The sequence below is a fragment of the Streptomyces kebangsaanensis genome, from assembly GCF_001906585.1.
GTDB lineage: Bacteria > Actinomycetota > Actinomycetes > Streptomycetales > Streptomycetaceae > Streptomyces > Streptomyces kebangsaanensis.
The window spans coordinates 218-20,788 of the sequence record NZ_JUJA01000145.1; the positions used below are offsets into that span (position 1 = coordinate 218).

Here is a 20,571-nt window from a genome sequence, read left to right on the forward strand (position 1 = left end):
GGTCCTGGTCATGAGCTTCCTTTCGGTGGCCGGGTGCCTGGAAGTGGTCGAGGGGTCACTGCTCACCGTGTTTCCCACGGGGTGGAACAAATGCCTGGTTCAGGAGAGAAAAGGCGGGTTGATGGGCTATTCTCCGGCTCTTCTGCGCCTTTCGGGTGAGGGTTCCCGCTGCGTCGGCGGGGCCCCGCCGTTCGCCGGGACGTCACCCCTTTGCCGGACACTTCGAGTTCGCCGCCAGGGCGAATGTCGCGGAAGGTGTATGGGTGTTCAGCACAGCGTCACCATTTCTCCCCCGTTCCGCGGCCAGGCGGCCAGAGGGGTGAAGCCCCGGTGGCCGCACTCGCCGAAGACGGTGACGGGCGCGCCGCCCGACACGGCGACCAGCCGCCACAGTCCCGGACGCGTGCGCGCGGCGGGGGCGAGCGGCAGCGCGGAGCCGCGGCCGTCGTCGGCCAGCTGCCAGGACTCGCCGTCCGGGACCGGCACGACCTCCCCGAGCGTCACCGGGACCGACTCCAGCCACGGGTCGTCCCGCAGCGCCTCGCCGTAGCGGGCGGCCGCCCGCGCCGTCGTCACCCCGGGCGGGCGTATCCGCGTGGGTGCCGGGGGAGCGAACCGCTCGCCCAGGGCCGCACGGAGCCGGCCCGCGCCCGGATACGCGGACACCTCCGCGTCCAGGACCAGACCCACCGGCAGCGCGAGCTCCGGTGCGCGGCCGGCGGCACCGTAGGAGAGCAGCAGCGCCGTACGGCCGGAGCCGGCGCCGTACAGCCAGATCCTGCGGGTGGTCAGCTTCGCGTCCGCGGTGTCGTACTGGGCGAGGACGAGCCAGCGGTCCCGCACCGCCGGCCCGTCCGCGGAAGCCGGCAGGCCCACACGGGAACGGACCGTCGCCGCCAGCCCCTCGGGCAGCCGCTCGCGGCCCAGCCAGCCCTGGTCCAGGAGGTGCAGCAGCGCGCACTCCTCCAGCAGCCGCACCGGCCAGCCCGGCCCCGACGACGGTATGGCCCCCAGCTCCCGCACCCGCGCGGCCAGCCCGGGCGCCTGCGCGTCGACCATGCGGGCCGCCGTCTCCTCCCACAGCCCGTATCCCGCCTGCTCGGCCGTGGCCAGACCGCCGCGCAGCAGGTCGGCCAGGCGCTGCTCCAGCTCCGTCGCCCCCGCGGTGACGCGCTCGGCCCGTCGCTCCGCCCTGCGCCGCGCCGCCTCGGGACCGGCGGAACCGGAGGCGGACCCGGCCGTCCCGGCCGCCCGTTTCCCCTCCGCCCCCTTCCTTCTGCCCGCCGTCCACCGCTCGGCCCAGTCCGGCGCCCGCCCGGGCGGCACCGCGCCGGCCGCGCCGTCGTCGCTCGCCCACAGCAGCAGCAGGCCGAGCGCGTGCTTGCACGGGAACTTGCGGCTCGGGCAGCTGCACTCGTACGCCGGCCCGGCCGCGTCCGCGACGTCGACGACCGTCCGGTACGGCCTGCTGCCGCTGCCCCTGCACAGTCCCCACACCGTCCCCTCGCCGGAACTCCCCGCCTCGGACCACCGCCCGGCCGCTCCGAGCCTGCTTCCCGCTTTGCGTGACGCGTCGTCAGGCGCCAGTGCCAGCACCTGGTCCGCGGTCCAGCGCACCCCCTGCTGAGTCATGTCGTCGACGGTAGGTCCTGCCACTGACAATCGGCCTCGCGAGAGCGTTTGCCCAGGTCGGAACGCATTGTCAGTGCCGTGGTGCACGGTGGGTGCCAGATCCGAACCGGCCGAGCTGGAGGGGGCCTCAGCCATGTCCGTGTCCGTGGAACAGACGTCCGTCGAACCGACGTCCGTCGAACCGAGCCGGAGCCACTCCGCACCCGCGAACGCGGGAGGGTCGGAGGCGCTGCGCCCGCACGCCGAGAACGCCTTCGCCGCCGAACTGGCCGCGCTCGCCGCGCACGACGACCGCCCGCGCCCGCCCCGCTGGAAGCTGTCGCCGTGGGCCGTCGCGACCTACCTGCTCGGCGGCACGCTGCCGGACGGCACGGTGATCACGCCGAAGTACGTCGGCCCGCGCCGCCTCGTCGAGGTCGCGGTCACCACCCTCGCCACCGACCGCGCCCTGCTCCTGCTCGGTGTGCCCGGCACGGCGAAGACCTGGGTGTCCGAGCACCTGGCCGCCGCGGTCAGCGGCGACTCCACGCTGCTGGTGCAGGGCACGGCCGGCACACCGGAGGAGGCGATCCGGTACGGCTGGAACTACGCGCGGCTGCTGGCGCACGGCCCGAGCCGCGACGCCCTCGTGCCCAGCCCGGTCATGCGGGCCATGGCGCAGGGCATGACCGCCCGCGTCGAGGAACTGACCCGCATCCCCGCCGACGTGCAGGACACGCTGATCACCATCCTGTCGGAGAAGACCCTGCCGATACCGGAGCTGGGCGAGGAGGTGCAGGCGGTGCGCGGCTTCAACCTGATCGCCACCGCCAACGACCGCGACCGCGGGGTCAACGACCTGTCCAGCGCCCTGCGCCGCCGCTTCAACACGGTGGTGCTGCCGCTGCCCGAGAGCCCCGAGGCCGAGGTCGGCATCGTCTCGCGCCGCGTCGACCAGATCGGCCGCTCCCTGGACCTGCCGGCCGTGCCCGACGGCGTCGACGAGATCCGCCGTGTCGTGACCGTCTTCCGCGAGCTGCGCGACGGGATCACCACCGACGGCCGTACGAAGCTGAAGTCGCCGAGCGGCACCCTGTCCACGGCCGAGGCGATCTCGGTGGTCACCGGCGGGCTGGCACTGGCCGCCCACTTCGGTGACGGCGTGCTGCGCGCCGGCGACGTGGCCGCCGGCATCCTCGGCGCCGTCGTCCGCGACCCGGCGGCCGACCGTGTCGTCTGGCAGGAGTACCTCGAGACCGTGGTCCGCGAACGCGACGGCTGGAAGGACTTCTACCGGGCCTGCCGGGAGGTGAGCGCGTGAGCGGCACCGGAGGACCGAGCGGCACGGGACGGCCACCGGCCGGCACGGCGCGGACCCGTGCCGACGAGCCCAGCTGGACGGGCGGGCGAGGGGGACGAGGGAGGACGGTGTGACAGGAGTCGAGGCGGCCGGCAGCCGGTGGTCCGGCGCGGGGCCGCTGCTGCTCGGGGTCCGGCACCACGGGCCCGGGTCCGCGCGCGCGGTGCGGGCCGCGCTGGAGGCGGCACGGCCGCGTGCGGTGCTGATCGAGGGCCCGCCGGAGGCCGACGCGCTGATCCCGCTCGCCGCCGACGAGGAGATGCGACCGCCCGTCGCGCTCCTCGCCCACGCCGTGGACGAGCCCGGCCACTCGGCGTTCTGGCCGCTGGCCGAGTTCTCGCCCGAGTGGGTCGCCATCCGCTGGGCCCTGGAGCACGACGTCCCGGCCCGCTTCGTCGACCTGCCGGCCGCGCACACGCTCGCGTGGCGCACGGAGCGGCCGGACGGGGACGGCTCCGCGGAGGAGGGGACCGCGGAGGAGGGGACCGCGCGGCACCCGTCCGGGGTCCGCCCGCCCGGGACCGATGTGCGCATCGATCCGCTCGCCGCGCTCGCCGGGGCCGCCGGGTACGACGATCCCGAACGCTGGTGGGAGGACGTCGTCGAGCACCGGGGCGCCGGGGAGGGGGACGTGTTCGCCCCGTTCCTGGCGCTGGAGGAGGCCATGGGCGCGCTGCGGGAGGCGTACGGCGGCGGGGGCCGCGACCGGGATCTCGTGCGCGAGGCGTACATGCGGCTCCAGGTGCGCTCCGCACGGCGCGAGTTCGGGGACGCCGTCGCCGTGGTGTGCGGGGCCTGGCACGTGCCGGCGCTGCGGCGGAGGGCGGCCGTGACCGCCGACCGGGCCCTGCTGAAGGGGCTCCCCAAGGTCAGGACGGACATGTCGTGGGTGCCGTGGACGCACCGCAGGCTCTCCCGGGCGAGCGGCTACGGCGCGGGCATCGAGTCGCCGGGCTGGTACGCCCACCTGTTCGGCGTGCCGGACCGGCCCGTGGAGCGGTGGCTGACCCGGGTGGCGGGGCTGCTGCGGGAGGAGGACCGGATCGTGTCCTCCGCGCACGTCATCGAGGCGGTGCGGCTGGCGGGGACGCTCGCCGCGATGCGCGGCCGCCCGCTGCCGGGCCTGAGCGAGGCGACGGACGCGGTGCGCGCGGTGATGTGCGACGGCTCCGACGTGCCGTTGGCGCTGGTGCACGACCGGCTCGTGGTCGGGGACGTCCTGGGCGAGGTGCCGCGGGCGGCGCCCGCGGTGCCCCTGCAGCGGGACCTGAACCGGCTCCAGCGGCGGTTGCGGCTCGCACCGGAGGCGTCGGCGCGGGAGCTGGAGCTCGACCTGCGCAAGGAGACCGACGCCGGACGCAGCAGGCTCCTGCACCGGCTGCGGCTGCTGGGCATCGGCTGGGGGGAGCCGGCCGTCTCGCGGGGCAGCACGGGCACGTTCCGGGAGACCTGGCGGCTGTGCTGGGAGCCGGAGCTGTCGGTGCGGGTGGCCGAGGCCGGGGTGTGGGGGACGACCGTGCTCGCCGCCGCGACCGCCAGGGCGGAGGCCGACGCCGTCGCCGCGCGGGCCCTGGCCGAGGTCACCGCGCTCGCCGAGCACTGCCTGCTCGCCGAACTCCCCGACGCGCTGCCCGTGGTGATGCGGGTGCTCGCCGACCGGGCGGCGCTCGACGCGGACGTCGGACACCTCGCCCAGGCACTGCCGGCCCTGGTGCGCTCCCTGCGCTACGGCGACGTGCGCGGCACGGACACCGGGGCCCTGGCCGGGATGGCCGCGGGCCTGGCCGAGCGGATCTTCGTCGGCCTGCCCCCGGCCTGCGCCGCACTGGACGCGGACGCGGCCGAGGAGATGCGGCGCCACGTGGACGCGGTGCACGGCGCCGTGGCCCTGCTCGGCGACACCTCCGCGGCCGTCCACGACGGCCTGCGCGCCCGCTGGCACGGCGTGCTCCGGGTGCTGTCCGGGCGGGACACGGTGCCCGGGGTGCTGCGGGGGCGTGCCGCGCGGCTCCTGCTCGACGACGGGGAGGTCGAGCAGGAGCAGGCGGCGAGGCTCATGGGGCTCGCGCTCTCGCCGGGCACGCCGCCGGCCGACGCGGCCGCGTGGGTCGAGGGCTTCGCCGGCGGCGGGGGCGGGATGCTGCTCGTGCACGACGAGCGGCTGCTCGGCCTGTTCGACGCCTGGCTGACCGGTGTGCCGAGGGAGGCGTTCACCGACGTACTGCCGCTGCTGCGGCGCACCTTCTCGGCGTACGAGCCGGGGGTGCGCAGGACGCTGGGCGAGCTGGTCCGGCGCGGTCCGGGGCAGGGCGGTGGCGGGGCCGGGGGGACGGCGGCCGGTGTGCCCGGCTTCGCCGCGGACCTCGACCAGGAGCGGGCGGACGCCGTACTGCCGGTGGTGCGGCTGTTGCTGGGACTGGACGGCCCCGGACCGAACCCCGTCCCGGGCTCCGGTTCCGGGGAGAGGAGCGGCGACGAGCTTGCGGGGGTGGCGGGATGAGCGCGGACGAGGGGTACGACGTGACGGACCCGGCGCGGGAGCGGCTGCGGCGCTGGCGGCTGGTGCTCGGCGGCGGAGCGGCCGACGGCACCGGATGCGCGCTGTCGGGCCGGGACGCGGCGATGGACGGGACGCTCGCCGCGCTCTACGACACGGGGGGCGAGCCGCGGACGGGACGGGACCGTTCGGCCGGGCTGGGGGCCTCGGCCCCCTCGGTGGCGCGCTGGCTCGGGGACATACGGACCTACTTCCCCTCGTCCGTCGTGCAGGTCATGCAGCGGGACGCCATCGACCGGCTCGGGGCGGCCACCCTGCTGCTGGAGCCGGAGATGCTGGAAGCGGTGGAGGTGGACGTCCACCTCGTCGGCACCCTGCTCTCGCTCAACAGGGCGATGCCGGAGACGACGAAGGAGACGGCACGGGCCGTCGTGCGCAAGGTCGTCGAGGACCTGGAGAAGCGGCTGGCCACCCGTACCCGGGCCACCCTCACCGGCGCCCTCGACCGCAGCGCGCGCGTCAGCCGGCCGCGCCACCGCGACATCGACTGGAACCGCACCGTCGCGGCCAACCTCAAGCACTACCTGCCGGAGTACCGGACGGTCGTGCCCGAGCGGCTGATCGGCCACGGCCGGGCGTCGCAGTCGGTGAGGAAGGAGGTCGTCCTCTGCGTCGACCAGTCGGGGTCGATGGCGGCGTCCGTGGTGTACGCCTCCGTGTTCGGGGCGGTGCTGGCGTCCATGCGGTCCATCAGCACCCGGCTGGTCGTCTTCGACACCGCGGTCGTCGACCTCACCGACCAGCTCGACGACCCGGTCGACGTGCTCTTCGGCACCCGGCTCGGCGGCGGCACGGACATCAACCGGGCCCTGGCGTACTGCCAGTCGCGGATCACCCGGCCCACGGAGACGGTGGTCGTGCTGATCAGCGACCTGTACGAGGGGGGCATACGGAACGAGATGCTCAAACGGGTCGCCGCGATGAAGGCGTCCGGGGCGCAGTTCGTGACGCTGCTCGCGCTCTCCGACGAGGGGGCGCCCGCGTACGACCGCGAGCACGCGGCCGCGCTCGCCGCGCTCGGGGCTCCGGCGTTCGCCTGCACGCCCGACCTGTTCCCGGAGGTGATGGCGGCGGCGATCGAGAAACGGCCGCTTCCGGTACCGGACATCGCGTGACGCGCGGAACGGACATGCCTACCTACCAGTAACAAGAGGCTCGCGCAACCTCGGGAACCCCGTGCGAGGATCGCCGCCCCACCGCTCGCGCCGTCACCCCTGGCACGCCGTGCCAGAAGGTGCGGCATCATGTGACAGGTATCACCGCTCATGTGTGACCCTGGATTTAGGGGGTTCCCGCAAGCGGGGATAACCTGCGAGATGGACATGCCGCGCGCTCGGACACCGTGTGCGCCTTCCCTGTGACCCAGAGCGGACGTCACGTTGCCCTTCGCGGCACGCCCACGCATTCAACGAACCGCGAGATCACTGATAGGGACGGAAGCGCGTGGACCTGTTCGAGTACCAGGCGAGGGACCTCTTCGCCAAGCACGGTGTACCGGTGCTGGCCGGTGAAGTCATCGACACGCCTGAGGCGGCGCGCGAGATCACCGAGCGGCTGGGCGGCAAGTCGGTCGTCAAGGCCCAGGTGAAGGTCGGTGGTCGTGGCAAGGCCGGTGGCGTGAAGCTCGCCGCCACCCCGGACGAGGCCGTCGCCCGTGCGACGGACATCCTCGGCATGGACATCAAGGGCCACACGGTCCACAAGGTCATGATCGCCGAGACCGCTCCGGAGATCGTCGAGGAGTACTACGTCTCCTTCCTCCTCGACCGTGCCAACCGCACCTTCCTCTCCATCGCCTCCGTCGAGGGCGGCATGGACATCGAGGAGGTGGCGGCCACCCGCCCCGAGGCCGTCGCCCAGATCGCGGTCGACGCCATCGACGGCGTGGACAAGGCCAAGGCCCAGGAGATCGTCGCCGCGGCGAAGTTCCCGGCCGAGGTCGCCGACAAGATCGCCGACGTCCTGGTGAGCCTGTGGGAGGTGTTCATCAAGGAGGACGCCCTCCTGGTCGAGGTGAACCCGCTCGCCAAGGTCGCCTCCGGTGACGTCATCGCCCTCGACGGCAAGGTGTCCCTGGACGACAACGCCGAGTTCCGCCACCCCGAGTTCGAGGAGCTCCACGACAAGGCCGCCGCCAACCCGCTCGAGGCGGCCGCCAAGGAGAAGAACCTCAACTACGTCAAGCTCGACGGCGAGGTCGGCATCATCGGCAACGGCGCCGGCCTGGTCATGTCGACCCTGGACGTCGTCGCCTACGCCGGCGAGGCCCACCAGGGCGTCAAGCCGGCCAACTTCCTCGACATCGGCGGCGGCGCCTCCGCCGAGGTCATGGCCAACGGCCTCGAGATCATCCTCGGCGACCCGGACGTCAAGTCCGTCTTCGTCAACGTCTTCGGCGGCATCACCGCCTGCGACGCCGTCGCCAACGGCATCGTGCAGGCCCTGGAGCTCCTCGAGTCCAAGGGCGAAGAGGTCACCAAGCCGCTCGTCGTGCGCCTCGACGGCAACAACGCCGAGCTGGGCCGCAAGATCCTGGACGACCGCAAGCACCCGCTCGTCCAGCGGGTGGACACGATGGACGGCGCGGCCGACAAGGCCGCCGAGCTGGCTGCTGCCGCGAAGTAAGGGACGAGGTCACAGAACACCATGGCTATCTTCCTCACCAAGGAATCCAAGGTCATCGTCCAGGGCATGACCGGCTCCGAGGGCCAGAAGCACACCCGCCGCATGCTGGCCTCCGGCACGAACATCGTCGGCGGCGTGAACCCGCGCAAGGCGGGCACCACCGTCGACTTCGACGGCACCGAGGTACCGGTCTTCGGCACCGTCAAGGAGGCCATCGAGGCCACCGGCGCCGACGTCACGGTCATCTTCGTCCCGGAGAAGTTCACCAAGGACGCGGTCGTCGAGGCCATCGACGCCGAGATCCCGCTCGCGGTCGTCATCACCGAGGGCATCGCGGTGCACGACACGGCCGCCTTCTGGGCGTACGCCGGCAAGAAGGGCAACAAGACCCGGATCATCGGCCCGAACTGCCCCGGCCTGATCACCCCCGGTCAGTCCAACGCCGGCATCATCCCGGCCGACATCACCAAGCCGGGCCGTATCGGCCTGGTCTCGAAGTCCGGCACGCTGACGTACCAGATGATGTACGAGCTGCGTGACATCGGCTTCTCCACCTGCGTCGGCATCGGCGGCGACCCGATCATCGGCACCACGCACATCGACGCGCTCAAGGCGTTCCAGGACGACCCCGACACCGACCTGATCGTCATGATCGGCGAGATCGGCGGCGACGCCGAGGAGCGGGCCGCGGCCTTCATCAAGGAGAACGTGACCAAGCCGGTCGTCGGCTACGTCGCGGGCTTCACCGCGCCCGAGGGCAAGACCATGGGCCACGCCGGCGCCATCGTCTCCGGCTCCTCCGGCACCGCCCAGGCCAAGAAGGAGGCCCTGGAGGCCGCGGGCGTCAAGGTCGGCAAGACCCCGACCGAGACGGCCGAGCTCGCCCGCGCCGTCCTGGGCAATTAAACACAGCCTCGCCGGCCGGGCTTCCCGGCCCGGAGGCCCGGTGGGCCCGTTCCCCGCGTGGGGGCGGGCCCACCGGCATGTCCGGGACCGGGCGCCGGGCTATCCGGCCTCCGGTACTAGCCGCTCCGGGCCGGCCGCCCGCTCCTTCCGCAGCTTGGCGCGCAGCCCGGAGGCCCCCGGCAAGAGGGGCCCAAGCAGGCCCTGCGGCGGTGCCTCCTGGACCGCGTGCCCGGGGGACACCGGTGCCGGACAGTGCGTGGGTGCCGTGCGCAGCGTGAGCGCCGTCGCGCCGACGACGGTGACCGTGAAGGCGATGGCGGACCGGGTCCAGAGGCGGGTGCGGTGCTCCCCGGCCGTCCGCACGGCCGTCGGCCCGGCCGTCCCGAGGTGTTCCGCGGCCCCCAGCCGGACCAGCCGCCGGTGCAGTTCCGCCGGGTCGGCCAGTTCCGGCAGGCGTGCGGCGACGGCCTCGCGGGCGTGCATCAGCCGGTTCGCCGCCGCCGGGGTGCTCGCCTCGGTCTCCGCCGCGGTCTCCGGCAGGCCGAGGCCGACGCCGTCGTGGAGCACCAGGGTGCGGCGGTACGACGGCGGCAGCCGCAGCAGGACCTGCTGCAGCGCGCGGTCCGCGGGGTCGGGGGGCGGGTCGGGGACGCGGTTGCGCGGGACGAGACGGCGCCAGGGGGACAGCGCGCACTCGTACGCCGCCGCTCGCACCCAGCCGGCCGGGTCCCGGTCGCGAGCCACCTCCGACCAGTGCTGCCAGGCCAGTTGGAAGGCCTCCTCCACGGCGGCGCGCGCCCGCTCGTGCCGACCGGTGAGCAGATAGGCCTGCCGCACGAGGGCGGGGGCGCAGAAGGCGTGGAGCGCGTCGAAGGCCTGAGTCGGTGTCAGGAAGCCGTTGCCTCCCTCGGCCGACCGACCCGGTGTCAGGGGTGTGGTCGCGCCGGAGTGCCGGTCCTCCGCGGACAGTGGCAGCGGCTTCGCATGACTGTTCGTCATGAGGCGTCCCTCCGTGTGAATAGGCACATAAACATATATTGGGTGACACGGCAGAGGTTCGCCTGTTGCGCCGGGAAGGCGGGTGTTCGCTGGGAGCATGGGGCCGTGTTCCAGACGACCCGTCACCGTCCGTCGCTGCCGCGCCTTCGCGCCCGCGTACGGGACCGCTCACCCGGCCTGGGTGCCGGTTTCGTGGGCGGCGCGGTGGCGGCGGGGCTGGGGCTCGGCGCGTTCGCCGTGCTGGTCATCGCGCTGTGGATCAGTTCGCCGTACCCCGACAGCGGGCCCGGCGGCGCGCTGAACGCCGCCGCGGCACTGTGGCTGCTGGCGCACGGCGCCGAACTGGTCCGCACCCATACGCTCACCGGGGCCCCCACGCCCGTCGGAGTGACCCCGCTGCTGCTGCTCGCCCTGCCCGCGCTGCTGGTGCACCGGGCGGCGCGGGACGCCACCGACGCGGGCGACGGCGGCCCGCTCCTCCCGCCGCGCACCGCCTGGGCGGGCGTCGTCCTCGGCTACCTCACCGTCGGCGCCGGTGCCGTCGCGTACGCGGCCGACGGTGCGCTGCGCCCCTCGTGGGCGTGGACGGTGGTGTGCGTGCCGCTGCTCGTCGTGGTGGCGGCCGGCACCGGCGTATGGACGGCGTACGGCTGTCCCCGCGCGCCCCTGGACAGGGCGCTGCGCCGGCTGCCGGGCGGTGTGCGGCGCCTGCTGCTCGGGTCCGGCCCCCGTGCGCGCCTCGGCGCCGCGACGCGGGCGGCGGGGGCCGGGGTGGTGGTCTTCGTCGGGGGCGGGGCGCTGGTGCTCGGGGTGTCGCTGGTGGGGCACGGCGAGACGGCCCAGGGGGCGTTCCTGACGCTGGCGGAAGGCTGGTCGGGGCGGTTCGCCGTACTGCTGCTGTGCCTGGCGCTGCTGCCGAACGCGGTGCTCTGGGCGGTGGCGTACTCCCTCGGGCCCGGCTTCCTGCTCGGCTCCGGCCACGTCGTCGGCCCGCTCTTCTCCTCCCCGGCCCCGCTGCTGCCGCCCTTCCCGCTGCTCGCCGCGGTCCCGGACGCGGGCCCCGGCACCCCGCTCACCTGGGCGTCGGCGGCGGTGCCGGTGGCGGCCGGGCTGACGATGGGCTGGTTCGTGGCGGGAGCGGCGGTCCGGGAGAGCCGGGACGCCGGGGGAGGAAGGGCGGGGGTGCGGGCGTGGTCGTGGCGGCGGACCGTGGCCGGGGCCGGGCTGGCGTGCCTGGTGTGCGCGGCCGTGCTCGGGGCGTTCGCGGCCCTGGCGGGCGGCCCGCTCGGCGGTGCCGCGCTCGCCCGGTTCGGGCCGGTGGGGTGGCAGGTGGGCGGGGCCGCGCTGCTGTGGACGGCGACGGCGGCCGTACCGACGGCGGCGGTGCTGCGGGCGTGGCGCTGCCGCGGGGCCCGGGCGCCGGTGGGCGACGGAGCCCGGCGGACGGTCGGCAAGCCCCGGACGGGCGGGGCCACCGCGGTCCCGAAGCCCTCGGCCGCCGACGGACACGTACGCCGGCGGGGCCCGTTCCTTCGGCCGAGGTCCGCGGGGTCACCGCCCCCGGGAGCCGCACCGGTGCCCCAAGGCCACGACGCCGCCCTCGAGCCCTACGACGTACTGCCCCTCGACCCGCCGACGCCCGGACCCGCCACCTCCTGGCAGGACGACGACAGCGCCCGTCGCGCCCGCTGGACCGCGCTGAAGGAGGCGGCGAAGGAAACCACGGAGCCGGAGGAAGTCGCCGCCCCGGAAGAAGCGAGGGCGGCCGACGCGAGGGCGGACGGCACGAAGACGGACGGCGCGAAGGCCGACGACATCACGGAACCGGCGGATCCCCCGCCGCCCCCCGGGGGCGACGGCCCGGCAGACCCGCCCGTCCAGCAGTGACCCCCGCTCGGGAATCCCCGCGCCGGGCGCCCGTCAGCCGTTGTCCCCCAGAACCTTCCGCAGCTCAGGGGGGAGATGCTGGTCGCAGGACTGCTTGGCCTGGTTGGTGAGGGAGTCGTGCACGCACGAGTAGTAGTCCCGGTAGACCATCTGCGCGGTGAAGGTCACGGCGACCACGGCGAGCGCCAGCGACGCGGTGACCAGACCGCTGATCGCGGCCGTCGTCTGGGGGCGGCCCGTGGGTGCCGGCGTGTCGGAACCGTGCCCGCGCGGCTTGGCGCGCAGGGAGCTGATGCCCCAGTACAGGGCCAGCGCACCGAGCAGCAGGGCCACGTACGTCCAGCTGAACAGGGCGAAGAAGAAGGCCCACATGCCGGACAGCAGCGCGTACCGCGCGCGGCGCTGGGCGGGGTCCGTGGGGTCCCAGCGCATGCCCGGGCCGGGGCCGCCGCCCGGGCCCTCCTGGCCGCCGGGCCGCTGCGGGCGCTCGCCGAAGCCGCCGGAGGAGCGGCCCGGCTGGCGGTCGCTCCACTGGCTGCCCCACGGGGACCGGCCGTCGCCCTGCCCCGGCCCGTCGGAGCCGCCGCCGGGGGAGTCCCCGCCGGAGGAGTCCCCGTTGGACGGGTGACGGGGCTGCCACGGCCGGTCGGGGGTGCCCTCAGGGGGCGGGGCGAAGGGGTTGTCGTCCGGGGCCGCGCCGCCTGTGCCGCCGCCCCGCCCGCCCGAGGGAGCGTCCGGCGGCGAGGACGGGCGCTCCCTCAGCAGCACGGCACCGCGCCGCCCTCCCTGCGCCGACTGCGGAGGGAGCGTAAGGAGTCGCAGGCTGCGGTCCGGCATCAAGTGAGCGTCTTCCCTTGGTGAGTCACGACTGATCTGGCACGTCCGGTGCGTCGTCCGGTGCGTCCCGGAAGGCGCTGTGCGCCCGGGACGGGGTCCGTCGTTCCGTGAACGCACGATGCGGGCGGTGCGTTCCCGTACCAGCTCCCCCCTGACGCTACCTTCCGGCCACGCCCCCGTCCCATGGGGGCCGGTCGGCCGTGCCGGTATCGTTGCTGACGGTCGGCCGCTTCGTAGGCTTCCCCGTATCCGGGGGCGCGAAGCATTCGTACGACCATACAAAACAGCTCCCCGAGAAAGGGCCCCACCGTGGCCGCCAAGCCCGTGGCCAAGCGCCTCGTCGTGCTGGTCTCCGGATCCGGCACCAATCTGCAGGCGCTCCTCGACGCGATCGCCGAGACCGGCGCCGAGGCGTACGGCGCCCGGATCGTCGCCGTGGGCGCCGACCGCGACGGCATCGAGGGGCTGGCGCGCGCCGAGCGCGCCGGGCTGCCGACCTTCGTGCGGAAGGTCAAGGACTACGGCACGCGCGAGGAGTGGGACGCGGCGCTGGCGGAGGCCGTCGCCGCCCACGAGCCCGACCTGGTGGTGTCCGCCGGGTTCATGAGGATCGTGGGGAAGGAGTTCCTCGCGCGCTTCGGCGGGCGGTTCGTCAACACGCACCCCGCCCTGCTGCCCAGTTTTCCCGGGGCCCACGGTGTGCGGGACGCGCTCGCGTACGGCGCCAGGGTCACCGGTTGCACCGTCCACTTCGTCGACGACGGCGTCGACACCGGCCCGATCATCGCCCAGGGCGTGGTCGAGGTCCGGGACGAGGACGACGAGAGCGCGCTGCACGAGCGCATCAAGGAAGTCGAGCGAAGGCTGCTCGTCGAGGTCGTGGGGCGGCTCGCCCGCAACGGCTATCGCATCGAGGGACGAAAGGTAGTTATCCAGTGACCGCCGAGAGCAACAAGCGGCCCATCCGGCGCGCGCTCGTCAGCGTCTACGACAAGACCGGCCTGGAGGAGCTCGCGCGCGGGCTGCACGAGGCCGGCGTCGAGCTCGTCTCCACCGGCTCCACCGCCGGACGGATCGCCGCGGCCGGCGTGCCCGTCACCAAGGTCGAGGACCTCACCGGCTTCCCCGAGTGCCTGGACGGCCGGGTCAAGACCCTGCACCCCAGGGTGCACGCCGGCATCCTCGCCGACCTGCGCCTGGAGGACCACCAGCGGCAGCTGCGGGAGCTGGGCGTCGAGCCGTTCGACCTGGTCGTGGTCAACCTCTACCCGTTCCGCGAGACCGTCGCCTCCGGCGCCTCGCCCGACGAGTGCGTCGAGCAGATCGACATCGGCGGCCCCTCCATGGTCCGCGCCGCCGCCAAGAACCACCCGTCGGTCGCGGTCGTCACCAGCCCGGAGCGGTACGCCGACGTCCTCGCCGCGGTCACCTCCGGCGGCTTCGACCTCGCCGCCCGCAAGCGCCTGGCCGCCGAGGCCTTCCAGCACACGGCCGCCTACGACGTCGCGGTCGCCTCCTGGTTCGCGTCCGAGTACGCCCCCGTCGACGCCGCGTCCGGCAGCGGCTCCGCCGCGGGGGAGTTCCCCGACTTCCTCGGCGCCACCTGGGAGCGCGCGCACATCCTGCGCTACGGCGAGAACCCGCACCAGCCGGCCGCGCTCTACCTCGACGCCGGCGGCGCCGGTCTCGCGCAGGCCGAGCAGCTGCACGGCAAGGAGATGTCGTACAACAACTACACGGACACGGACGCCGCCCGCCGTGCCGCGTACGACCACGACGAGCCGTGCGTGGCGATCATCAAGCACGCCAACCCGTGCGGCATCGCGATCGGCGCGGACGTCGCCGAGGCGCACCGCAAGGCGCACGCCTGCGACCCGTTGTCCGCCTTCGGCGGCGTGATCGCCGTGAACCGGCCGGTCAGCAAGGAGATGGCCGAGCAGGTCGCCGAGATCTTCACCGAGGTCGTCGTCGCGCCCGACTACGAGGAGGGGGCCCTGGAGGCCCTCACCCGGAAGAAGAACATCCGCGTCCTCAGGGCCCCGAACGGACCGGCGAACCCCGTCGAGGTCAAGGCCATCGACGGCGGCGCGCTGCTCCAGGCCACCGACCGGCTCCAGGCCGACGGCGACGATCCGGCCAACTGGACCCTGGCCAGCGGCGAGGCGCTCGACGCCGACGGGCTCGCGCAGCTCGCCTTCGCCTGGAGGGCCTGCCGCGCGGTGAAGTCCAACGCGATCCTGCTCGCCAAGGACGGCGCCTCGGTCGGCGTCGGCATGGGCCAGGTCAACCGCGTCGACTCCTGCAAGCTGGCGGTCGAGCGGGCCGGCGAGGAGCGGGCCCGTGGCTCCTACGCGGCCTCCGACGCGTTCTTCCCCTTCCCCGACGGCCCCGAGATCCTGATCGCGGCGGGCGTGAAGGCGATCGTCCAGCCGGGCGGCTCGATCCGTGACGAGCAGGTCGTCGAGGCCGCCGAGAAGGCGGGCGTGACGATGTACTTCACGGGCACGCGCCACTTCTTCCACTGATCCCGGCGCCGATACGCGGCCGCGGCCTCCGGCTCTCCTTCCGAAGGAGCCGGAGGCCGCGGCCGTGCGGTCAGTATCGGGGGCGGTCGAACCAGGCCTTGCCCTTGGAGTTGCCGACGAAGACGGCGATCAGGATGCCGAGCACCAGGTGCACGATGCCCGCGATCGTGAACGGGTAGACGGCGAAGACCGCGGTGAGGATGCCGAACACCAGGGCCGTGACGCGGAGGCCGTTGCCGCCGGTGGCGAACTTCACCGCCAGGACGGCCGCGAAGACGCCCCAGGCCAGGGCGAACACCGCGAAGCCCCACAGGACACCGGTCGGATAGTCGGCCAGCTGCTCGAAGGCGGCGTCGTCCTTGGCCTTGTCGACGACCACGGCGCTGAAGGCGAACAGGATGACGCCGATGGCCTGCAGGCCGACGATCACCCACAGCAGCGCCCGGGCCGCGGCGACCGTACCCTGCAGCGACTGCGGCACCGGGGCGCCGTACTGCTGCTGCACGGGCGGGGCCTGCGGGTAGCCGTAGCCGGGAGGCTGGCCCTGCGGGGCGCCGTAGCCGGGCTGGGACGGCTGCTGCGGCGCGCCGTAGGGGTTGTTCGGGTCGCCGTAACTCATTGCGTTCGCTTCCTCCGTCGATCAGGTGCGGGGACGACGCGTGGCACCATACGGAGGCGATTTCTACAGAAATGCGGTGTGACCCCCCGATGAGCTGCCCGCGGCACTGTGCTGTTCATCGTTCTTCACGGGCGACTTGCTTGTCCAGCCTGATTCCGCAGGTGTTGTGCAAGTGCAACATCACTGGTCACGGGCGTCGGCCGGGGAAGACTTCCGGCCACCCGGACCGGACCCCCGTGTCACCCGGATTGGAACCGCGCGCCGGTCATCCGCGAGGATGGGAACATGACCGCCCAGATTCTCGATGGCAAGGCCGCCGCAGCCGCGATCAAATCCGATCTGACCGCCCGCGTGGCGGCGCTGAAGGAGAAGGGCGTCACGCCCGGCCTCGGCACGATCCTGGTCGGCGACGACCCGGGCAGCCGCAAGTACGTCGCCGGCAAGCACCGCGACTGCGCCGAGGTCGGCATCGCCTCCATCCAGCGCGAACTGCCGGCCACCGCCACCCAGGACGAGATCGAGGCGGTCGTCCGGGAGCTGAACGAGGACCCCTCCTGCACCGGCTACATCGTCCAGCTGCCGCTGCCCAAGGGCATCGACGAGAACCGCGTCCTGGAGCTGATGGACCCTGACAAGGACGCCGACGGCCTGCACCCGATGAACCTCGGACGGCTCGTCCTCAACGAGCCCGCCCCGCTGCCCTGCACCCCCAACGGCGTGCTGACGCTGCTGCGCCGCCACGGCGTCGAGATCAAGGGCGCCGAGGTCGTGGTCGTCGGCCGCGGCGTGACCATCGGCCGCCCGATGCCGCTGCTGCTCACCCGGCGCAGCGAGAACGCCACGGTCACCCAGTGCCACACCGGCACCCGCGACCTCTCCGCCCACCTGCGCCGCGCCGACATCATCGTCGCCGCGGCCGGCTCCCCGCACCTGATCCGCGCCGAGGACGTCAAGCCCGGCGCGGCCGTCCTCGACGTCGGGGTCTCCCGCAACGCCGAGGGGAAGATCGTGGGCGATGTCCACCCGGACGTCGCCGGGGTGGCCGGCTGGCTGTCCCCGAACCCGGGCGGCGTCGGCCCGATGACCCGGGCCCAGCTGCTGGTCAACGTGGTCGAGGCGGCGGAGCGCAGTGTCGGCTGAGGCGAAGGGCACCGGGCGGGAGTCCGCTTCCGCGAAGCCGGAGCCGGAGATCGAGGTACGGGACCCGGTCAGCGCGCCGGACGCCGAGGGCAGGCCGCGCCGGGCCACGCGCCGCTTCCCGCTGTTCACGAAGGACACCGCGCCTCCGGAGGGCGGCGGCCGGACCGCGCCCGGTGACGCCCCGGCGCCCGCCCGCCAGTGGCCGATGCTGGCCGTGCTGTCCGTGGTCGGGCTCGGGCTGCTGGTGACCGCCTTCGACGCCTTCCGGGTCGGGCTGATACTGATCGGCGCCGCCCTGCTCGGCGGGGCCGCGCTGCGCTGGTTCCTGCCCCGCGTCGGCATGCTCGCCGTCCGCTCCCGCTTCACCGACATCGTCACCTACGGCGTGCTGGGCGGCGCCATCGTCCTGCTGGCGCTGATGGCCCAGCCGAAGCCCTGGCTGGAGATCCCGTTCCTGGACGACGCGCTGCACTTCACCGTCCGCAACAGCTGACGAGGCGTCATGTCCGTGCGATGACGGCGGCCCATCCTCTCCCCCGAGTCAGGACGGGCCGCCGCCGCGACCAACCCTCCTGCACCGCGGCCGGGCCGTTCAACGCCTGTCCGCGCGTCGTGGCACGGAAGTGACCGTTCCGCTACGGTGTCCGCGCTCTGCCACAGGGTCCGTACGAGGCCCGAATGCTCCTGTGCGCCCCCGCCGCGCGACCTGAGATCCTGGCGGGGCGCACCCCTGTGGGTAGCCAGAACGAGGACTTGGCACAGGGGATCACGCGCGGGAACAGCCGGCACGTACCGGGGGGAAGGGGACGCGATGCCTCGTTGGAAGGCCTTGCCCGATGAACTCGATCCGCAGGTGAAGGAGTTCGCGAGCCAACTGCGGCGGCTCGTGGACCGCGGCGGCCTGAGCGTCGCCGCGCTCGCCGACCGCACGGGCTACAGCAAGACCTCCTGGGAGCGTTACCTCAACGGCCGGCTCCTGGCACCCAAGGGCGCGGTCGTGGCCCTCGCCGAGGTCACCGGCACCAACCCGGTCCACCTCACCACCATGTGGGAGCTCGCCGAGCGCGCGTGGAGCCGCGCGGAGATGCGCCACGACCGCACCATGGAGGCCGTCCGGATATCCCAGGCGCGTGCCGCGCTCGGCGATTTCGGCGGTGACGCCCCCCGCGCCGAGGCCAACGGGAGCAAGCCGCCCCGCGAGAGCGGCGGCGCCGCGGCGGGTCCCGGGACCGCGGGCCCGGCCGACGGGCCCCCGAGGGTGCCGGCGCAGCCGACGGCGTCCGACGCCGACGCCCGGGAGGACGAGCCGGCCTCCGGCTCCGACTCCGGCGCGCACACCGACTCCGGTAGCGGCGCACAGAGCTCGACGGGCGGCAACTCCTGGAACGTGGCCGGTTACCGGGGGCCGTCCCGGACGGGCGGGCGCGCTTCCGGGGCCGGGGCCACCGCGCCCTCCGTACCTTCCCAGGCCGATGCCACCGGGCCCGCGCCGGGCACGCCGGGCCCGTACCCGCCGGGCCCCTCGGGTCCGTACGGCGGCTCCCCGCAGGCTCCCGCGCCCGCGCCTGCGCCCGCCCCCGCCCCCGGCGGCGGGCGCAGGCAGCAGCTGACGATGTTCCTCGCGGGCCTGGTCGGGGCGCTGGTCGTGATCGGCGCCGTCCTCTACTTCACCGATGGGAACGGCGGCGGGAAGGACGGCGCGGGCAAGTCGCCGTCCCCCTCCGCCACCGCCCCGCTCAACCTGCCGCCCGGGGTCAAGTGCAGCGGGGACGGCTGCACCGGCAAGGACGCCGAGCGCATGGGGTGCAGCGGCGAGCTGGTGACCACCGCCCGGAGCGTCACCGTCGGCGGCACCTTCCTGGAGATCCGCTACAGCAAGACCTGCGGCGCCGCCTGGGCCCGTATCACCCGGGCCGTGCCGGGCGACGAGGTCGAGGTCACGGTCGGCTCGCACAAGGCGACCGGCGGCATCACCAAGGACGGCGAGTCGATCGCGTACACGCCGATGGTCGCGGTGAGGGACGCGGCACAGGTGACGGCGTGCGCGACGCTGGCCTCGGGACAGCAGGGGTGCACGAAGTGACCGGGCGGTGTGCCGGGCGGCCGTGAAAGAAGTGACGCCGGGCAGGCATGGGATCCGCCGACCGGGGCACGCGAACCTCACCCCCACGGGAGTCCGGCACCCCCACACGGCGGCCGCCCCCGTCCCACCTCTCCCGGACGGGCGGCCGCCTTCCGTGCGCCACGCGGTCGCCCTGTGGGCCGGGCCACAGAGGTCCGGACGCCCGGGATGCCGGAGAGGCGATAGCCTGACGAACGGATCTCTCTTGACGCCAAGAGATCGATCATCCGTACCGGTGATCGATCATCACGGCGGTGCCGGTCACGAGCCGGCGGTGGGATCCCGCACCCGGGGCGGCAACGCCCCACCGCCAGCTGTCATACGGAGAACGCCATGACCCGCACTCCCGTGAACGTCACCGTCACCGGCGCGGCCGGCCAGATCGGTTACGCCCTGCTCTTCCGCATCGCCTCCGGCCAGCTGCTCGGCGCGGACGTGCCGGTCAAGCTGCGGCTCCTGGAGATCACGCCGGCGCTGAAGGCCGCCGAGGGCACGGCCATGGAGCTGGACGACTGCGCGTTCCCGCTCCTGCGGGGCATCGACATCAGCGACGACCCGAACGTCGCCTTCGACGGCACCAACGTCGCCCTCCTCGTCGGCGCCCGCCCGCGCACCAAGGGCATGGAGCGCGGTGACCTGCTCGAGGCCAACGGCGGCATCTTCAAGCCGCAGGGCAAGGCCATCAACGACCACGCCGCCGACGACGTCAGGATCCTGGTCGTCGGCAACCCGGCGAACACCAACGCGCTGATCGCCCAGGCCGCCGCGCCGGACGTACCGGCCGAGCGCTTCACCGCCATGACCCGCCTGGACCACAACCGCGCGCTGACCCAGCTCGCGAAGAAGACGGGCTCGGCGGTCTCCGACATCAAGCGCCTGACCATCTGGGGCAACCACTCCGCCACCCAGTACCCGGACATCTTCCACGCCACGGTCGCCGGCAAGAACGCCGCCGAGGTCGTGAACGACGAGAAGTGGCTGGCCGAGGACTTCATCCCGACCGTCGCCAAGCGCGGTGCCGCCATCATCGAGGCCCGCGGCGCCTCCTCGGCCGCCTCCGCCGCCAACGCCGCCATCGACCACGTCCACACCTGGGTCAACGGCACCGCCGAGGGCGACTGGACCTCCATGGCCATCCCGTCCGACGGCTCCTACGGCGTCCCGGAGGGCCTGATCTCCTCCTTCCCGGTCACCTGCCAGGACGGCAAGTACGAGATCGTCCAGGGCCTGGAGATCAACGACTTCTCCCGCGCCCGCATCGACGCCTCCGTCAAGGAGCTGGAGGAGGAGCGCGAGGCGGTCCGCGGCCTCGGCCTCATCTGAGCCACCGAACCCGTCCGCAGGCCCCGTTCCGGTTCCGCCGGAACGGGGCCTGCGTGCTGG

General features: G+C 73.9%; 16 protein-coding genes. 12 read left to right on the forward strand and 4 right to left on the reverse strand.

Translation table 11 applies throughout. The features are described 5' to 3' along the window. Window positions 1–267 precede the first annotated feature (267 nt). Complete coding sequence (locus RH94_RS21940) at window positions 268–1,632, reverse strand: SWIM zinc finger family protein (protein WP_073949209.1); 1,365 nt, start codon at window positions 1,630–1,632, stop codon at window positions 268–270. Between the two features lie 133 nt (window positions 1,633–1,765). Here RH94_RS21940 and RH94_RS21945 point away from each other — a divergent pair, with 133 nt between their 5' ends. The 5 genes from RH94_RS21945 to sucD all read left to right on the forward strand — a co-directional run bounded on the left by RH94_RS21945 (window position 1,766) and on the right by sucD (window position 9,059). Continuing rightward, window positions 1,766–2,932, forward strand: a complete 1,167-nt coding sequence (locus RH94_RS21945; RefSeq protein WP_073949210.1) for an ATP-binding protein — start codon at window positions 1,766–1,768, stop codon at window positions 2,930–2,932. A 109-nt stretch (window positions 2,933–3,041) separates the two neighbouring features. Beyond that, on the forward strand, window positions 3,042–5,471 hold the full coding sequence (locus tag RH94_RS21950; protein WP_073949211.1) for a DUF5682 family protein: 2,430 nt from the start codon (window positions 3,042–3,044) through the stop codon (window positions 5,469–5,471). Further along, window positions 5,468–6,643, forward strand: a complete 1,176-nt coding sequence (locus RH94_RS21955) for a VWA domain-containing protein (protein WP_073949212.1) — start codon at window positions 5,468–5,470, stop codon at window positions 6,641–6,643. Before RH94_RS21950 ends, RH94_RS21955 begins: the two co-directional genes overlap by 4 nt. Window positions 6,644–6,971: 328 nt before the next feature. Then, entirely contained in the window at window positions 6,972–8,153 is a 1,182-nt protein-coding gene (gene sucC, locus RH94_RS21960) for an ADP-forming succinate--CoA ligase subunit beta (RefSeq protein WP_073949213.1), read from the forward strand. A gap of 21 nt (window positions 8,154–8,174) precedes the next feature. Then, window positions 8,175–9,059 (forward strand): succinate--CoA ligase subunit alpha, encoded by an 885-nt coding sequence (gene sucD, locus RH94_RS21965; RefSeq protein WP_073949214.1) that lies wholly within the window; start codon window positions 8,175–8,177, stop codon window positions 9,057–9,059. Between the two features lie 99 nt (window positions 9,060–9,158). Here sucD and RH94_RS21970 read toward each other — a convergent pair whose 3' ends face one another. Continuing rightward, the gene (locus RH94_RS21970; protein WP_107428792.1) at window positions 9,159–10,058 is read right to left on the reverse strand and encodes an RNA polymerase sigma factor; all 900 of its coding nucleotides are present in this window, start codon (window positions 10,056–10,058) and stop codon (window positions 9,159–9,161) included. 105 nt (window positions 10,059–10,163) lie between these two features. On the opposite strand from RH94_RS21970, the gene RH94_RS21975 reads away from it, so the two are divergent. Then, window positions 10,164–11,945 (forward strand): cell division protein PerM, encoded by a 1,782-nt coding sequence (locus tag RH94_RS21975; protein WP_073949215.1) that lies wholly within the window; start codon window positions 10,164–10,166, stop codon window positions 11,943–11,945. A gap of 33 nt (window positions 11,946–11,978) precedes the next feature. On the opposite strand, the gene RH94_RS21980 is transcribed toward RH94_RS21975, so the two are convergent. Beyond that, a complete protein-coding gene (locus RH94_RS21980) occupies window positions 11,979–12,782 on the reverse strand; it encodes a hypothetical protein (protein WP_073949216.1) in 804 nt (267 codons plus the stop codon). Between the two features lie 309 nt (window positions 12,783–13,091). Between RH94_RS21980 and purN the strand changes: the two genes are divergently transcribed. Both purN and purH read left to right on the forward strand, forming a co-directional pair. Then, window positions 13,092–13,721 (forward strand): phosphoribosylglycinamide formyltransferase, encoded by a 630-nt coding sequence (purN, locus tag RH94_RS21985; RefSeq protein ID WP_073949217.1) that lies wholly within the window; start codon window positions 13,092–13,094, stop codon window positions 13,719–13,721. Beyond that, window positions 13,718–15,307, forward strand: a complete 1,590-nt coding sequence (gene purH, locus RH94_RS21990) for a bifunctional phosphoribosylaminoimidazolecarboxamide formyltransferase/IMP cyclohydrolase (RefSeq protein WP_073949218.1) — start codon at window positions 13,718–13,720, stop codon at window positions 15,305–15,307. Before purN ends, purH begins: the two co-directional genes overlap by 4 nt. 70 nt (window positions 15,308–15,377) lie before the next feature. Here the strand turns inward: purH and RH94_RS21995 are convergent, their stop codons facing one another. Next, window positions 15,378–15,926, reverse strand: coding sequence for a hypothetical protein (locus tag RH94_RS21995; RefSeq protein WP_073949219.1), 549 nt, complete (start codon window positions 15,924–15,926; stop codon window positions 15,378–15,380). A 285-nt stretch (window positions 15,927–16,211) separates the two neighbouring features. On the opposite strand from RH94_RS21995, the gene RH94_RS22000 reads away from it, so the two are divergent. From RH94_RS22000 to RH94_RS22015, 4 genes are all read left to right on the forward strand, one after another. After that, window positions 16,212–17,066: a bifunctional methylenetetrahydrofolate dehydrogenase/methenyltetrahydrofolate cyclohydrolase gene (locus tag RH94_RS22000; RefSeq protein ID WP_073949220.1), complete on the forward strand. Its 855-nt coding sequence runs from the start codon at window positions 16,212–16,214 to the stop codon at window positions 17,064–17,066. Continuing rightward, entirely contained in the window at window positions 17,056–17,559 is a 504-nt protein-coding gene (locus tag RH94_RS22005) for a DUF3017 domain-containing protein (protein ID WP_073949221.1), read from the forward strand. The genes RH94_RS22000 and RH94_RS22005 overlap by 11 nt, the downstream gene beginning before the upstream one ends. Window positions 17,560–17,877: 318 nt before the next feature. After that, a complete protein-coding gene (locus RH94_RS22010; protein WP_073949222.1) occupies window positions 17,878–19,149 on the forward strand; it encodes a helix-turn-helix domain-containing protein in 1,272 nt (423 codons plus the stop codon). Between the two features lie 372 nt (window positions 19,150–19,521). After that, a complete protein-coding gene (locus tag RH94_RS22015) occupies window positions 19,522–20,511 on the forward strand; it encodes a malate dehydrogenase (RefSeq protein ID WP_073949223.1) in 990 nt (329 codons plus the stop codon). Window positions 20,512–20,571 lie beyond the last annotated feature (60 nt).

Coding starts and splice junctions, on each gene's coding strand:
- RH94_RS21940 (WP_073949209.1), bottom strand. CDS start 1,632: ATGACTCAGCAGGGGGTGCGCTGGACCGCGGACCAGGTGCTGGCACTG.
- RH94_RS21945 (WP_073949210.1), top strand. CDS start 1,766: ATGTCCGTGTCCGTGGAACAGACGTCCGTCGAACCGACGTCCGTCGAA.
- RH94_RS21955 (WP_073949212.1), top strand. CDS start 5,468: ATGAGCGCGGACGAGGGGTACGACGTGACGGACCCGGCGCGGGAGCGG.
- sucD (WP_073949214.1), top strand. CDS start 8,175: ATGGCTATCTTCCTCACCAAGGAATCCAAGGTCATCGTCCAGGGCATG.
- RH94_RS21970 (WP_107428792.1), bottom strand. CDS start 10,058: ATGACGAACAGTCATGCGAAGCCGCTGCCACTGTCCGCGGAGGACCGG.
- RH94_RS21980 (WP_073949216.1), bottom strand. CDS start 12,782: ATGCCGGACCGCAGCCTGCGACTCCTTACGCTCCCTCCGCAGTCGGCG.
- RH94_RS21995 (WP_073949219.1), bottom strand. CDS start 15,926: ATGAGTTACGGCGACCCGAACAACCCCTACGGCGCGCCGCAGCAGCCG.
- RH94_RS22000 (WP_073949220.1), top strand. CDS start 16,212: ATGACCGCCCAGATTCTCGATGGCAAGGCCGCCGCAGCCGCGATCAAA.
- RH94_RS22010 (WP_073949222.1), top strand. CDS start 17,878: ATGCCTCGTTGGAAGGCCTTGCCCGATGAACTCGATCCGCAGGTGAAG.
- RH94_RS22015 (WP_073949223.1), top strand. CDS start 19,522: ATGACCCGCACTCCCGTGAACGTCACCGTCACCGGCGCGGCCGGCCAG.